Here is a 14,321-nt window from a genome sequence, read left to right on the forward strand (position 1 = left end):
TGGGAACACGGAGAGGACATGGTCGCAACGGTCAGGAAGCCGCAAAGGACGTTGGAACGGGTCACCGACCTGTCGACCGGCGCGACCATCACCAGCGACCAGCTTCTCGCCATTGATCCCGACCGCTACCAGAAGATCCGCCGCAACGCTGCGGCCGCCCGCCGCGAAGGGGCGGCCGCCTATGTCTGCGAGCAATGCGGCCACGGCGTCTATGCGCCAAAGGAAGCGCGCACCCGCCTGCCCTACTGGCGTCACCACAAGGGTGCGCCGACGACCTGCCCCTGGTGGACAGGGGACCCCGCCACGGTCGATCAGCGCAGCGCCGCGCAGTTTCAGGGCGCGCAGGAGAGCCCTCTCCACAGCTGGCTCAAACATCAGGTCGGGGAGATTCTCGCCATCGATCCGGCGACGGAGGCCGGCTCAATCCATATCGACGAGTATCTGAGAGGCGAGACCGGCCACCGACGGCCCGACGTACGGGCGATCAACAACGGCCGAAGCCTGGCGCTGGAGATCCAGCTCTCAAGCACGCAACTGCCGATCATCGACAGTCGAGAGCATTTCTACGGGCGAGAGGGTTACCACTTGGTCTGGCTGACGTGGAAGTTCCAGCCCGTTCCTCGCCGGCTGCTTTTGACGGCGTTCCTCGACATTTTCTATTCGCACAACAAGAACCTGTTCTCACTCGATGAACAGGTCCTGGCCCAATCGCGCGAGGAAGGCCGCTTCCTCGTGCGCTGCCATTGGGAGGACGGGCGCGACTGGCGGTCCGCGATCTTCGCCCTGTCTGATCTGCAATGGCCCGCCTCAGGCTTGCCCTACGCCGTCGCGCCCTGGAACGTCGACCATCTGCGTCGATGGCGAGAGGCCGTCGTGGAAGGGCACCTTCCGTGGCAGGCCCGGCAGGACCTGCTGCAGGAGCTGGTGGAACGCGTCGCCCTCACGGGGGTGGAGCCCCGCGACCTCGACACCCTGCAGATCCCGGTGCTCGTCAGCCTGATCCTGTCGCTGGAGCTGCGGCAGCCTGTGGCGACCAAGCAGAGCAACCTGGTCGAGATGCTCAACACCTTCTTCAGCAACAGCGAGGAGCGCCACAAGTTCGCGGGGCTGATCCGGCGTGTGGCCGGAGCGACCGATCAGTTGGCGGCTCTGCAGAAGCCGAGCGTCGCGCGCAAGCTCCGGGCCTCCCTCACCTCTCCCCAGATCACCCAAGGCTCCGTGGAGGGCCGCATCGTCCACGCACTGTTCCCTGATATTCTCATGCGCTCGGCGGCCTGACGACCGGTTCCGGCGCGCGCGGCGGCGCCAACCGCGCTCTTGCGCTACGGGGCGGCCGGGCGAAGGAAGTCCTCAAGGCGCGGGGCAGGCTGGTCCAGGTCCGTGATATGGGTCTCCGACCAGAGGATGGAGGTCTCGTAGAAGGACGTGCACACCCGCTCGCCGTCCTGTTCGAACCAGTGGGTCGCTTCGGGCAGAAGGGCGTGCGGGACTGGGTGTCGGGCGTAGGGATTGTGGAACACCTCCATCTCCGCCGACCAAGGTTCATAGCCCTGGGGCCAGAGCCCGCGGTACTCCGGACTCGCGACGTCAAGACAGAAGGGCTCGCCCTCCAGAGCCCCCGGCCGCCGATCGAAGAAGCGCCCGATGCGGCTGTAACGCAGCCCCTTGGCCTCGGCTCCAGCGGACACCATCACCCGGTTGAGCTTCGAGATGGCGCAGGCGTTGGAGAAGATGACGGCGGACAGCTCGGCGTGGTCGGCGTTGGCGAACAGTCCGGCGGGAAAGGCCGACGGCCCCTGCAGGTGCGCCGCCCTGGTGGTCCGCGCCACCTTGCGCCCGCCGTCGTCGGCAACCTCCGCCCCTTCGCCGTAGAGGTAGCCGATCAGGCCTTCGCGGCTCCAGAGCATCGACGCGGGCGCATGGAAGTCCGCGACCGCCAGCATGAACGGCTTGCCGGTGACGTGCGGCATCCGATCGTAGCCGCGCTGCAGCTTGCTGCCGAGGGTCTTGGCGAACCGAACAGCCGCCGGTCCGAAGAACAGCGCGTCTCGCTCAGTTGGCGGCGCGCTTCTCGGCGCGTTGACGTGCTCGAACGGCACCTCGGGGTTGGCGGTCACCGCTTCGACCCAGGCCTCTCCGCCCAATGGGTTCTGGATATGGAAGTCCGGGGAGTCCACAGGCTGACTGACGAGAAGCCCCTGCTCGCGGAAGGCTGCGAGCAGCTGAGCCTCCCACATCCGCGTGTGGAAGTTCCGGGTCTGGCAGTCGCCCGCCCAGTTCCGGTCCGGATTGGGCAAGGCGAGATAGAGCTGGTTCAGGACCCATGCGGCGAGATGGTGCGTGGGTCGCAGGAGAACCGAGAACTGATCGCCGGGCGTCCGACCCTTGAGATCGTGTAGCGGAGGCCGTGGCGCGGTGTTGGGCGGGAGAGGCTCTGGGGGCGCGCCGATGCGCAAAAGGAGCTCGAGGCGGGCCTTGGCGTCCTCAAGGCTTGCAAAGCCGAGCTCCTCCCCGGTCACCGTCCAGACGTGATCGACGCGGCGTCGCATGGCATGATCCCGAGCGAACCGTCCTCCGTCTTCTGGGTGACGATGCCGCACACCATCCCCGCTGCGTCGCCCCACGCGCCAATGGGCGGGCGGTCGCCAAAACCGTGGCCCCGCGGCAGGGCGAGCGCGAAGACGTCGAACATCGTCTGTGGGATCAACTTCATGACCCTATATGGACGCGGTGATCCGGAGAGCGAACCCATGAGCTTTGATGACCTGATGCAACGCCCCTTCCGATGGCCGAAGGCGGACGACAGACTTTTTCAGGTCTCGGCCCGGTGGGACGGGAACGCCGTGTTGGCTGAGCATCCGCATAGCCGAATGGTGCTGATGCTGACCGGCTACAAGCGGGCGGCGGACAGTCTGGTCAAGCAGGCCGTCGAGGATACGGCCGATCGTGACACCCTCGTCTTCCCGATCATCTTCAACTACCGCCAATTCCTCGAACTCTCCCTGAAGTATCTGATCTCGACCTACGGCCGGACCGTCGGAGTTGATCCCATCTGGAAGTCTCACGACCTCACCAAACTGTGGACGCAGTTCGAGGCGGTGCTCCAGGCGTTCGGGAGCGACGACGAGGACGGCGCGACCGCTGCGGTCGGCAGGCTCGTCGCGGAGTTCGCGACCGTCGATCCCGGCTCTTTCTCGTTCCGATATCCGGTCGACACCCAGGGGCGGCCGATCGAGCTGGCCCACGGCTATATGGACCTCTCCGTCCTTGCCGATGTCATCGAGGGCGTAGACGGCTATTTCACCGGCTGCGACGGCTATCTGGACGCCTTGGCGAGCGCGGGACCCTGACCCTAGGCCACCGGCCGATCCGCGCTGACCCCCGGCGCAGGCGTCGCAGGCCTCGGCGGGTTCAACCAGGCCTGAACCGGCCGGTCGAACCCATACCGGAACGCCGCCGCCCCCATGAACGCCGCCGCCAGACCGGCGGCCCAGACGCCCCAGCGCATCCCGATGGACCAGTCCGACTGTCCGACGGCGTCGAAGACGCCGAACCAGACGATGCGGGCGACTTCATTGGTGAGAAACATCGCGAACGACATCAAGCCGAGGTGTTCGATCAGGCGCGACGAGCGCACCACGGGCAAGGCTCCAGCCGCCCAGATGATGATCGTCATCAGCAGCAGGGAGGCCAGGCCGAAGGGGCCAACGGCCTGACCGAGCGCGAGCGCACCGAAAGCGCCGAGTCCCAAGGCGCCCGCCACGGACGGACGCACGTAGACGCGCGCACCGACCACGGCGGCGGCCACGCCCAGCAGGAAGAGCGGAAGGGCGCGGAGGAATCCGAACCGCAGGGGGAGGCGATAGACCGGATCGCCCAGCCAGACGCGGCTGGCGACGTCGGCGGCGAGAAGCAGGGTGATCGCGATCGCGGCCGTGGCCCGGGGTCGGCTCCAGAGCGCCCGGCAGATCCAGGGCAGGAGCAGATAGCAGCCGATCAGAGCCGACAGCGTCCAGGTCGGCGCGTTCCAGCCGACGCCGCCCGGCACGCCATAGGCCTGCACGAGCAAGACCTGGGCGGGCAGCTGGCTCCAGTCGAACCATTGGGGATTGCTCGGTCGGACCCCGGCCAGAGCGGCGGCCGCGACCAAGGCCGCGAGACCGGCGATCACGGCCAGATGGGCCGGGAACACGCGCAGCAGCCGCTGGCGCGCGTAGGCCCCGACGTCGATCCCGCCCGAGGCCAGGCACTCGCCGTAGATCCGGGCCAGCACATAGCCGGAGTCGATGATGAAGAAATTGGTCAGCAGGAACCCCCGGTCGAACACCGGATGGATCTGTCCGAGCGGCAGCGGGGCCGCTTCCCGGAAGTGGTAGAGGATGATCAGCGATCCCGCGGCGAACCGCAGCACGTCCAGCCACCCTCCGCGGGCGATGCGCGCGGGGCGGCGGGCCTGACCTTCCCCGTCGGAGCTTCTCGTCATTCGCGCTTCCCTGTGGCGGCGGGGCGTTCGTTGGCGTGAGGATGGTAGTGCACGTCCGCCCGCACCCCGTACAGGATGAGCGTTCCGGCGACGCAAAGCACGCCGAGCCCGCCGGCGATCATCAATCCGGCCCGGTCGCGGGGACCGAACACCAGACAGCCGCCCGTCACCAGGCTCATCATCACGCCGTAGCCGATGTAGAGCGGCGTTCCGTAGGCGCCGAGCAGGGAGAAGGCCATGCACAGGACGACGAAGGCCGCGATCAGGCTGGCGCCGACGGCGATTACGACATCAAGTACTGGCCGGGGCTTCGGCGGCCGGCGCGGGCTCGAGCCGCGGCGGCCCTTGTAGCGCCCTTGGCGCCAGCGGATGCTGCGGCTGCGGACCGTGAAGCGCTTGCCGGCCATGGGGTCAGGGCCGTTCTGAGACTGCCGGCGCGTCCTCGTGCCGCGCCAGCATGATCCGCATCCGCAAAATTTCGGCTTCCTGGGCGCGGATGATCTCCTGCGCCAGGCCGCGCACGTCATCCGCCTCGCCCTCCTCCACGGCGATCCTGGCCATGGCGATCGCGCCTTCGTGGTGGGCGATCATGCCGCGCAGGAAGTCGATGTCGGCGTCGCCGGAGTAGTCGATGTTCATTGCCTGGTGCATGCGGTCGGCGGCCTCCCGATAGGCGCGGGTCGACGGCGTATCCGAGGGCGCGCCCTCGTGGCCGGCGTGCCCATCAATCGCTCGCGCCTCGACCGGCGGCGGGGCGGAGGCGTCGGGGGCGCCTCGACGGGACAGAATGCCGAAGGCGAAGGCGGCGACGGCGAGGAAGACCGCGATCACCGAGATCCAACCGGTGCGCTTCATGGCGTTTTCCTTTGAGTTTGAAAAAGGGTTTGGATCTCGTCGCCCCTCATGGCGGCGGACCGGGCTGGGTCGTCGCTTCGGGTCATACGTGCAGACCTCCGGCGTCACCGCAGGGCTCGAGCTCGGTCTGGACGGTCGTGTGATGCAGGTCGAAGCGCTCTTCGAGCATGTCGCCGACGGCCTGTCGGACAGCATCGGCGTCGGCGCCCTCCGACAGCACGACGTGAACCGTGCAGCTCGCCTGATCCGCGCCCGAAACCCAGACGTGGAGGTCGTGAAGGCTGGCGACCCCGGGGGTGGCGAGGATGGCGACCCGCACGTCCGACAGGGCCACGCCGCGCGGGGCGCCCTCCAGCAGAATGTGGGTGGTGTCGCGCAGCAGGATCCAGGTGCGGGGCAGGACCCACAGGCCGATGGCGATCGCGACGATCGGATCGACCCAGCGCCAGTCCGTCACGGTGATGACGACGGCGGCGACGAGGACGCCGAGCGAGCCGAGCATGTCCGCCCAGACCTCGAGATAGGCGCCCTTGACGTTGAGGCTGCGATCCTTGCCGCTCGACAGGATGCGCATGGAGATCAGATTGATCACCAGGCCGGCGGCGGCGACGATCAGCATGCCGATCGAGCCGACGGGCTCGGGATCCAGAATGCGCTTGATCCCCTCGTAGAGGACGTAACCGGCGACGACGAAGAGCAGCACGGCGTTGAACGCCGCCGCCAGGATCTCGAACCGCCTGTAGCCGAAGGTGCGTTTCTCATCCGCCGGCCGCTGGCCGATCTTGATCGCCAACAGCGCGATGGCGAGGGCCGCCGCGTCGGTGAACATATGCGCGGCGTCCGACAGCAGGGCGAGGCTGTTGAACACCAGGCCGCCGATGACCTCAACTATCAGGAAGGTCCCGGTCAGCGCCAGGGCGATGGTGAGCTGCCGGGCGTTGGCCCCGGCGGTGTGGTCGTGAGCGTGCCCGTTGGAATGGTCGTGGATGGTCATGAAGCGCGTTCCTGTGGGTGGTCGGAGGCGGCGTTGGCGTCGCGGAGAATCTCGACGCCGCCCTTGATCGCGATCGCCGCGACGAGAACGCCGACGACGAGGTCGGGCCAGGCCTGGTCGAGCCAGAGGACCAGACCGCCGGCGACGAGGATGCCGCCGTTGGACGCGAAGTCGTTGAAGCTGAAGGTCTCGGCCGCCTTCATGTTGACGTCGCCGCTGTGCTGGCGGCGGATGAGCTGCAGGCAGATCAGGTTGACGACGGCGGCGACCAGGGCGAGCGCCATCATGGTCGGACCGATCGGCTCGGTTCCGGTGATCACCCGGCGCACGGCGTCGACGAGGACGCCGACGGCGAAGACCAGCAACATGATCCCCGACGCCCTTGCGGCGCCCCGTTTCCAGGTCCCTGCCCGACCGATGGCCAAAAAGCTGATCAGATAGACCGCCGCGTCCGAGGCGTTATCCAGCGCATTGGCCAGCAAGGCGCTGGAATCGGCGGACACGCCGCCGATCCCGAGCGCCGCCGCCAGGCCGGCGTTGAGGCCGAGAACCGTCAGCAGCGTCCGGCGCTGCTGACGGTCATCCTGGGGCCGGGCCATCAGTCTTCGATCCCCTCGTCCTTGCGATGACGCACCGCCTTGGCCGCGAAGGTCGGGAGGACCAGCAGGGTCAGGGCGGTGGCGGTGATCAGGCCGCCGATGACGACGGTCGCCAGCGGCTTCTGAACCTCGGCCCCCGCGCCGTGAGCGATGGCCATCGGAATGAAGCCGACGATCGCCACCATGGCGGTAGTGAGCACCGCCCGCAGGCGGCTGGACGCACCCTCGATGGCCGCGTCACGGGGCGGCAATCCCGCCTGAAGCCGCTCGCGGATCGCCTGCATGAGCACCAGGCCGTTGAGCGTCGCCACGCCGGAGACGGCGATGAAACCGACAGCCGCCGAGACGGAGAACGGCATGCCGCGCAGGAGCAGCGCCAGCGCCCCGCCCACCAGGGCGAGCGGCACGCAGGCGAACACCAGACCCGCCTCGGCGAAGGAGCCCAGCGCCATGAACAGCAATACGCCGATCAGGACGAAGACGATCGGAATGACCAGGCCCAGCCGCTGCTCGGCGCGCTTGAGGTTCTCGAACTGGCCGCCCCAGTCCAGGCGAACGCCCGGGGGGAGCTGAACCTGATCCACCGACTTCTGGGCGTCGGTGACGAAGCCGCCCAGATCGCGACCGCGCACATTGGCCTGGACGACCATGCGGCGGCTGCCGTCGTTGCGGCTGATCTGGTTCGGTCCCTCGGCGCTCTGGATGCGCGCGACCGAGGACAGGGGCACGGTCACGCCGGTCGATGAAACGATCGGCAAGGCCGCCAGCGCCGCCGGATCGTTGCGCGCGTCGTCAGGGAGACGGACCACGACGTCGAAACGCCGGTCGCCCTCGAAGATGCGGCCGGCCTCGGCGCCGCCGATCGCGGCCGAAACCGCTTCGGAGACGTCGGCCGCCGACAGGCCGTAGTTGGCCGCGGCGAACCGGTCCACGCTGATCGTCAGGGTAGGCAGGCCGGACGCCTGCTCCACCCTCACGTCGGCCGCCCCGTTCGTCTGGCGCAGGGCGTTGGCCACCTGGTCGGCGACCCGCTGCATGGTGGCGAAGTCGTCGCCATAGACCATGACCGCCAGATCGGTCCGCACCCCCGAGATCAGCTCGTTGAAGCGGAGCTCGATCGGCTGGCTGAATTCGAAGTTGTTGCCGATCTGCCGCGACGCGACTTCCTCGAAGCGGGCGATCAGCTCCTCCTTCTCCAGACCCGGGTTGGGCCAGTCCTTGCGGTCCTTCAGAACGATGACGCTGTCGGAGATGTTGGGCGGCATGGGGTCCACAGCCGCTTCGGCGGTGCCGGTCCGCGAGAACATGGTCTCCACTTCCGGCTGGGCCTTGATCGCCCGCTCGATCGCCATCTGCATGGCGAGCGACTGCTCGAGCGAGGCTGACGGAACCCGCAGCGCCTGCATGGCGATGTCGCCTTCGTCCAGGGTCGGGATGAACTCCCGGCCGAGGGTGGTGAAGGTGACGCCGCCGATGACCAGGGCGCCGAGCGCGGAGAGCAGGACGATCTTCGGACGATCGACGGCCGTGCGAATGGCCGGAGCGATCCAGCGGCGCGCGTGGCGCAGCAGGAAGGTCTCGTGCTCGTGGGCATGGCCGTGTTCGTCGACCTCGACCTTCTTGGGATCCCGCACCAAGAGCGCCGTCATCGCCGGCACGAAGGTGAAGGAGAAGATGAAGGCGCCGACCAAGGCCAGCATAACCGTCGCGCCCATCGGGATGAAGGTCTTGCCTTCGACCCCTTCCAGCATCAGCAGGGGGGTGAAGACGAGCAGGATGATCAGCTGACCGAAGGCGGCCGGCTTGACCATCTGGCGCGCCGCCGCGGCGGCGACGCCGAGACGCTCGCGCCGCGTCAGCATGCGCCCGGCCTCCGCGCGCTTCTGACTGAGCATCAGCAGGGTGTTCTCGACAACGACCACGGCGCCGTCGACAAGCAGGCCGAAGTCCAGCGCGCCGAGGCTCATCAGATTGCCGCTGATGCCGAACCGGTTCATGCCGATGACGGCGAACAGGAAGCTGATCGGGATCATCAACGCCGTGATGCTCGCCGCCCGGATGTTGCCGAGCAGCAGGAAGAGCACGACGATGACCAGGAGCGCGCCTTCGGTCAGATTGCGCGCCACCGTGGCGATGGTCGAGTTCACCAGGGCGCTTCGGTCCAGCACCGTCACGGCCTCGATGCCGGGCGGCAGGGTCTTCTGCACCTCCTCGAGCCGATCGCCGGCGGCCTGGGCCACGGTGCGGCTGTTGCCGCCCGCGATCATCAGGGCGGTGCCGAGGACCGCTTCGTGTCCGTCGCGGCTGGCGCCGCCCAGACGCGGGGCCTGGCCGACCTCGACGGTGGCGACGTCGGCGACGCGGACCACAAGGCCGCTTCGATTGACGACAGGCGCCTGGGCGAGGTCCTCGACGGTCGAGGCCAGCGCGTCCGTGCGAACGGTCAGGGCCTCGCCCGCACGCTGCACATAGCCGGCCCCGGCCTGGGTGTTGGCCCGGTCGAGCGCCTGGATGAGGTCGCCCATGCCGAGCCCGTAGGCCGACAGACGCGCCGTATCCGGACGAACCGCGTATTCCTTCACATAACCGCCGACCGTATCCACGCCGGCCAGGCCGGGCGCCGTCCGCATCTGCGGAGCGATGATCCAGTCCTGCACGGTGCGCAGATAGGTGGCGCGCTGTTGCGGGGTGGTGAGGAGATCGCCTTCAGGCGTCAGATAGGCGCCGCCGGCCTGCCAGCCGGTCTGGCCCGGCCTGGCCAGGTTGGCGCTGTTGAACGGCTTGTAGTCCACCGTCCACATCAGCACCTCGCCCAGGCCGGTGGTGATGGGCGCCAGCGCCGGTTCGACACCTTCGGGCATCGTCTCGCGCGCCTGCGCCAGTCGTTCGGCGACCTGCTGACGGGCGAAATAGATGTCCGTCTGGTCGGTGAAGATGACGGTCACCTGGCTGAAGCCGTTGCGGCTCAGCGACCGGGTCGAGGTCAGGCCGGGGATGCCGGCCATGGCGGTCTCGATCGGATAGGTGACCTGACGTTCGATCTGTTCGGGGGCCAGGGCCGGGGCGACGGTGGTCACCTGCACCTGGCGGTTGGTGATGTCCGGCACTGCGTCGATCGGCAACCGTGTCAGTTCGAGGAGGCCGTAGGCCGCGACGAGCGCCGTGGCCAGGACGATGAACCATCGGAATTTGACCGACAGCTCGATGATGAATTTGAACATTCGCGCGCCCCCTTAGTGGCCGTGCTCGGCCTCGCCCTTGGCGAGTTCGGCTTTGAGGAGGAAGGCGTTGGTTCCGGCGACCCGCTCGGACCCGTCGAGGCCGCGCAGGATCTCCGTGCGTCCCCCGGCCTGGCGACCGACGAGCACGGGACGGAGCTGGAAGCCGTTCGGGACCTGTATGAAGACGACGCTGGCGCCGTCGACGGTCTGGATGGCTTCCGTCGGCACGGTCAGGCCGCCGGCGGCTTCACCCGTCACGATCGCGCCGGTGACGGCGGAGCCGGCCGGCGGCAGGGTCGCTCCCGTCGGGCGCGCCCGGATCACGGTGGCGCCGCTTTCCGCGCCCGCCCCGGCGGCGACGCCGGTGACGACGGCGTCGAAATCGCCCGCGGGGCTGGAGACCCGCAAGTTCGATCCCGCGCGGACGAGCGCCGCAAGGTGCGGCGGCGCATTGAACACGAGTTCGACGCGGGCGGGGTTGGTCACCTCGGCGATCACGCCGCCCTGCGGGACGAAGCCGCCCGGGCCGACCTGAACGCTGGTGACCACGCCGGCGATCGGGCTGTTCACGCTCAGCCGTCCGGCGGCGTTGGGCGATCCGGCCGCGCTCGACCGCGCGCGGGCCGCTCGGGCCGCCGCCTCGGCGCTGAGCAGCTGCGCCCGGGACGCCTCGACCTCTTGCCGGGCGACGACGCCCTGGTCGGCGAGGTTGCTGTTGCGCTGATAGGCCTGGCGCGCGACTTCGGACTGGGCCGCGGCCGCGTCCGCGTCGGCGCGGAAGGTGGCCGCGTCGCCGCTCACGAGGCTGGCCAGGGGCTGGCCGATCCGAACGGACTGGCCGGGCGCCACCAGCACCCGTTCCACCCGTCCGCCGACAGACGCGGCGACGGCGGCGCGGGCGTCGATCATGGGTTCGACGCGACCGGAGAGCCGGGTCTCGGCGCCCCCGCCCCGACCGACGCCGACGACGACCAGATTGGCGGCTTGGGCCTGGGCGGCGCTGAGAGCGACGAAGCCCTCGGGCGCTTCGGCCTCGCCTTCGGCGTGACCGCCCTCCTCTTCGGCGTGACTGGCTTCGCCTTCAGCCGCCGCGCCTTCGGCGGCGGGCGGATCCGACCGTCCCATGGCGAGGTAAAGACCCCCGGCCCCGAGGATGACGAGGGCGGCGACCCCGCCGATCAGCAAGGTCTTATTGGAAGTGCGCTTGCGCATCATTGGGCTCCTTGGAAGGGGGCGCGGCCGTCCTGGCGCGCGAGATCGATTTCCGCGCGGACCCGGGCGAGGCGGGCGTCCACGGCGGCGGTTCTGGCGTTGACCAGGGCGGTACGGGTCGCGCGAAGCTCAAGCTGCGAGATCCGGCCCGCCTCGAAGCCGATCCGCGAGAGGCGGTAGGCTTCTTCGGCGGAGGTCACCCCGGCGTCGGCGGCGTTGACGCGGCTCACCGAGGCGCGGAGGCGCGCCTGTGCTGCGGCCCGGTCCGCCTGGGCTTCCTGACGGGCGGTCATCAGCCGGGCGTCGGCCGCCCTGAAGTCCGCCTGGGCGGCTTCGATGTTGCCGCGGTTCCGATCGAACAGCGGCAGGGGCAGGCTGAGGCCGAAGGTCAGCGCCGTCGCGTCTTCCGCCTCGTAGCGGCGAAGTCCGACGCTGGCGCTGACGTCCGGTCGCGACCGCGTGCGTTCGACCGCGATGCGGCTTTCTGCGGCCGAGCGCTCAGCCTCGGCCACGCGCACGGTCGGCGTCTGGCCCGTCGGCGAAAGGGCGGTCGCCGGCGCGAGGTCCAGCAAGCTGACGTCGATGGTCGTCACCGGCTCGGCGAGCATGGCCACCGCCGTGAGCCGGGCGAAGGCCGCGTCCCGTTCGGCGATGGCTTCGTCGAGACCGGCGCGCGCGGCGGCGGCTTCGCTCTCGCCCTGGATGCCGCGCAGAAGCGGCTCGCGCCCCTCCTCCACCAGCACCAAGGCCGCGCGGGCGTCGGCGAGGGTGAGGCTCAGGTTCTCCTCGGCCAAGGTCGCGCGCCGCTCGGCCGCCTCGGCGTCGGCGTAGACCAGCGCCAACCGTCCGGCGGCGTCGACCACGGCCAGATCTCGTCGGAGCGAGGCGGTCCCGGCATCGGCGCGGGCCGCGTTGATGCGAGCCGTGCGTCGACCCCAGAGCTCAAGATCCTGAGTGATCGAGAGCGTGGTCTCGGCATTGCCGTAGCCAGAGAAGGGCCCGCTCCCGAACGCGTTCTCGGCATCGAGCGCGAGGGTCGGGTTGGGGCGGACACGCGCCTGGCGCGCCCGGGCTTCAGCGGCGTCCAGAAGCGCGCCGGCTTCCAGGGTGGCCGGGGTCTGGTCTAGCCGGGCGAGGAGCTCGGCGAACGAAGGCGCAGGGTCAGCCCACGCGGGGCTGGCCAGCACAGCCGCGAGAGCGGCGAGCGCGCAGCCGACCGCGAAACGCGGCGGCCGGCGATATGAGGCAGGCATGATTCATCTTCCAGAGGGAGTGACACGAGAGAGGCCGCGCCGAAGCGCGGTCGTCGTGTCAGGCTCTGGGAGGGCGTTTCAGTCCGTCGGGCGCGATGGAGCCGAAGAGATCGCTCAGGGGCAAGGCGTGGAGCGGCCGGTCGGAGACTTGCAGAGGCAGGTCCTCGCCGACCGTCGTGCGAGCGGCGGCGTTGTGATGGCAATGGCCGTGAGAGCAGATGCCGTGGTCCTTGCCGCCGGTGTGGTCGCCTTCGGCCGGATCGTGATCGACCAGGGCGTGGGCGGCGGGCGGTTCGGGCTGGCAGGTCGCTGCGTCAGCGATGGGCGCGACGAAGAAGGCGGCGGCGACGAAGGTCACCGCCAGAATCAACTTCGCCCATGTCACCATCGACCAGGTCATCGGCGGCTGCATACTTTCGTTCGCCCGTATCGGCAATCTGTTACACAGTACGCTGCTCCGGCGGCCCCGGCCTTGCGCGACGGGCAGGCGCTCCGACCCGCCCTGCTGCGACGACCGGTCACGCCGGATCGGGCCCGGCGGATCAAGCGCCCGCTCCAGGCAGGGCGGCGGACGAGCGAGCGTTCACGCGGGTCTCGACGAGCGCCTGACGGGTGATCGACCATGCGGATTGAAGGAAGATGAAGGCCAGCAGGGCGCCGGCGGCGAGATCCGGCCAGCGCGATCCCGTCAGCCAGACCAGACCGCCCGCCGCGGCGACGCCGAGGTTGTGGGCCAGGTCGTTGCGCGTACAGAGCCAGACCGATCGAACATTGGCGTCTCCGTCCCTGAAGCGCAGCAGCAGGGTGGCGGCGACCAGGTTTGCGGCGAAGCCGAACAGACCCAGGCCCGTGATCACGAAGCCCTCCGGCGCGGCCCCGGTCATGGCCCGCCAGACCGCGAAGCCGAGGACCGACAGCCCCAGCACGACCAGGCTGGCGCTCTTGGCGAGGGCTGCGCCGGCGCGGAGGCGCACCGAGCGGCCGATAACCCAAAGGCTCACGGCGTAGGTCACGCTGTCGGCGAGGAAGTCGAGGGCGTTGGCGGCGAGCGCGGCCGACCCCTGCGCGAGACTGCCGGCCAAGACCGCGACGAAGCCGACGAGGTTGATGACGATCACGGCCACCAGCACGCGGCGATAGGCCGGCGTGGAGCCGTCAAACTTCACATCGTGTCCGCAGCAGCCGGCGGCCGGGCGGCAGGCGGTCTCGCTCGTGTCCATGAAGACTGGTCTACATCCTCTAGTCACTAGAGGATCAAGCGCCTATTTTCAGCCGATGACGCTCACTCCCGCTCCGCATCTGACCATCGGCAAGCTCTCCGCCGCGACCGGCGTGAAGGTGCCGACCATCCGCTTCTATGAGCAGGCCGGGCTCCTGCCCGAGCCGCCGCGCACCGCCAGCGACCGTCGGCTCTACGACGAACCCGCACTACGCCGGCTCGGCTTTATCCGGCACGCCCGCCAGTTGGGCTTCGACCTCGACGCTATCCGCTCGCTCCTCGACCTTGCCGATCACCCCGACCGCACCTGCAGTGACGCGAACGCCATCGCGGAACGGCATCTGGCCGATGTCACGGAGAAGATTCGGCAGTTACAGGCGCTCCAGACTGAACTTTCACGGATGACGGCCGACTGCGCCGGCGGCCGGGTTTCAGCCTGCAAGGTCATCGAAGTCCTTCAGGACCGAGACTGCCGACATTAAGCA

At 69.1% G+C, this 14,321-nt stretch carries 15 protein-coding genes; 3 read left to right on the top strand and 12 right to left on the bottom strand.

Annotated elements, in window-relative coordinates; all coding sequences use genetic code 11:
- Window positions 1-18 precede the first annotated feature (18 nt).
- On the top strand, window positions 19-1,278 hold the full coding sequence (locus tag ACE3TH_RS01540) for a DUF6035 family protein (RefSeq protein ID WP_374596684.1): 1,260 nt from the start codon (window positions 19-21) through the stop codon (window positions 1,276-1,278).
- A gap of 44 nt (window positions 1,279-1,322) precedes the next feature.
- Here ACE3TH_RS01540 and ACE3TH_RS01545 read toward each other — a convergent pair whose 3' ends face one another.
- Both ACE3TH_RS01545 and ACE3TH_RS01550 read right to left on the bottom strand, forming a co-directional pair.
- Window positions 1,323-2,549 carry a hypothetical protein gene (locus ACE3TH_RS01545; protein WP_374596686.1) on the bottom strand — a complete coding sequence of 409 codons (1,227 nt, stop codon included), beginning with the start codon at window positions 2,547-2,549 and terminating at the stop codon, window positions 1,323-1,325.
- On the bottom strand, window positions 2,516-2,692 hold the full coding sequence (locus ACE3TH_RS01550) for a hypothetical protein (RefSeq protein ID WP_374596688.1): 177 nt from the start codon (window positions 2,690-2,692) through the stop codon (window positions 2,516-2,518). Before ACE3TH_RS01550 ends, ACE3TH_RS01545 begins: the two co-directional genes overlap by 34 nt.
- A 58-nt stretch (window positions 2,693-2,750) precedes the next feature.
- Between ACE3TH_RS01550 and ACE3TH_RS01555 the strand changes: the two genes are divergently transcribed.
- Complete coding sequence (locus ACE3TH_RS01555) at window positions 2,751-3,350, top strand: hypothetical protein (protein WP_219895942.1); 600 nt, start codon at window positions 2,751-2,753, stop codon at window positions 3,348-3,350.
- 2 nt (window positions 3,351-3,352) lie between these two features.
- Here the strand turns inward: ACE3TH_RS01555 and ACE3TH_RS01560 are convergent, their stop codons facing one another.
- The 10 genes from ACE3TH_RS01560 to ACE3TH_RS01605 all read right to left on the bottom strand — a co-directional run bounded on the left by ACE3TH_RS01560 (window position 3,353) and on the right by ACE3TH_RS01605 (window position 13,837).
- Window positions 3,353-4,483, bottom strand: a complete 1,131-nt coding sequence (locus tag ACE3TH_RS01560; protein ID WP_374596690.1) for an acyltransferase family protein — start codon at window positions 4,481-4,483, stop codon at window positions 3,353-3,355.
- On the bottom strand, window positions 4,480-4,890 hold the full coding sequence (locus ACE3TH_RS01565) for a hypothetical protein (protein WP_219895944.1): 411 nt from the start codon (window positions 4,888-4,890) through the stop codon (window positions 4,480-4,482). Before ACE3TH_RS01565 ends, ACE3TH_RS01560 begins: the two co-directional genes overlap by 4 nt.
- A gap of 4 nt (window positions 4,891-4,894) precedes the next feature.
- Window positions 4,895-5,338: a DUF305 domain-containing protein gene (locus ACE3TH_RS01570; protein ID WP_219895945.1), complete on the bottom strand. Its 444-nt coding sequence runs from the start codon at window positions 5,336-5,338 to the stop codon at window positions 4,895-4,897.
- Window positions 5,339-5,420: 82 nt separating this feature from the next.
- Window positions 5,421-6,332 (bottom strand): cation diffusion facilitator family transporter, encoded by a 912-nt coding sequence (locus ACE3TH_RS01575; RefSeq protein WP_271164070.1) that lies wholly within the window; start codon window positions 6,330-6,332, stop codon window positions 5,421-5,423.
- The gene (locus tag ACE3TH_RS01580; RefSeq protein WP_017505580.1) at window positions 6,329-6,931 is read right to left on the bottom strand and encodes a cation transporter; all 603 of its coding nucleotides are present in this window, start codon (window positions 6,929-6,931) and stop codon (window positions 6,329-6,331) included. Before ACE3TH_RS01580 ends, ACE3TH_RS01575 begins: the two co-directional genes overlap by 4 nt.
- A complete protein-coding gene (locus ACE3TH_RS01585) occupies window positions 6,931-10,152 on the bottom strand; it encodes an efflux RND transporter permease subunit (protein ID WP_017505581.1) in 3,222 nt (1,073 codons plus the stop codon). Before ACE3TH_RS01585 ends, ACE3TH_RS01580 begins: the two co-directional genes overlap by 1 nt.
- 12 nt (window positions 10,153-10,164) lie before the next feature.
- Complete coding sequence (locus ACE3TH_RS01590; protein ID WP_374596694.1) at window positions 10,165-11,364, bottom strand: efflux RND transporter periplasmic adaptor subunit; 1,200 nt, start codon at window positions 11,362-11,364, stop codon at window positions 10,165-10,167.
- The gene (locus ACE3TH_RS01595) at window positions 11,364-12,617 is read right to left on the bottom strand and encodes a TolC family protein (protein ID WP_374596696.1); all 1,254 of its coding nucleotides are present in this window, start codon (window positions 12,615-12,617) and stop codon (window positions 11,364-11,366) included. Before ACE3TH_RS01595 ends, ACE3TH_RS01590 begins: the two co-directional genes overlap by 1 nt.
- Window positions 12,618-12,675: 58 nt before the next feature.
- Window positions 12,676-13,017: a hypothetical protein gene (locus ACE3TH_RS01600; protein ID WP_374596698.1), complete on the bottom strand. Its 342-nt coding sequence runs from the start codon at window positions 13,015-13,017 to the stop codon at window positions 12,676-12,678.
- Between the two features lie 142 nt (window positions 13,018-13,159).
- On the bottom strand, window positions 13,160-13,837 hold the full coding sequence (locus tag ACE3TH_RS01605; RefSeq protein ID WP_219895949.1) for a cation transporter: 678 nt from the start codon (window positions 13,835-13,837) through the stop codon (window positions 13,160-13,162).
- Between the two features lie 55 nt (window positions 13,838-13,892).
- On the opposite strand from ACE3TH_RS01605, the gene ACE3TH_RS01610 reads away from it, so the two are divergent.
- The gene (locus ACE3TH_RS01610; RefSeq protein ID WP_017505586.1) at window positions 13,893-14,318 is read left to right on the top strand and encodes a helix-turn-helix domain-containing protein; all 426 of its coding nucleotides are present in this window, start codon (window positions 13,893-13,895) and stop codon (window positions 14,316-14,318) included.
- Window positions 14,319-14,321: the final 3 nt, after the last annotated feature.

The sequence above is a fragment of the Brevundimonas sp. genome (assembly GCF_041919755.1).
Lineage (GTDB): Bacteria > Pseudomonadota > Alphaproteobacteria > Caulobacterales > Caulobacteraceae > Brevundimonas.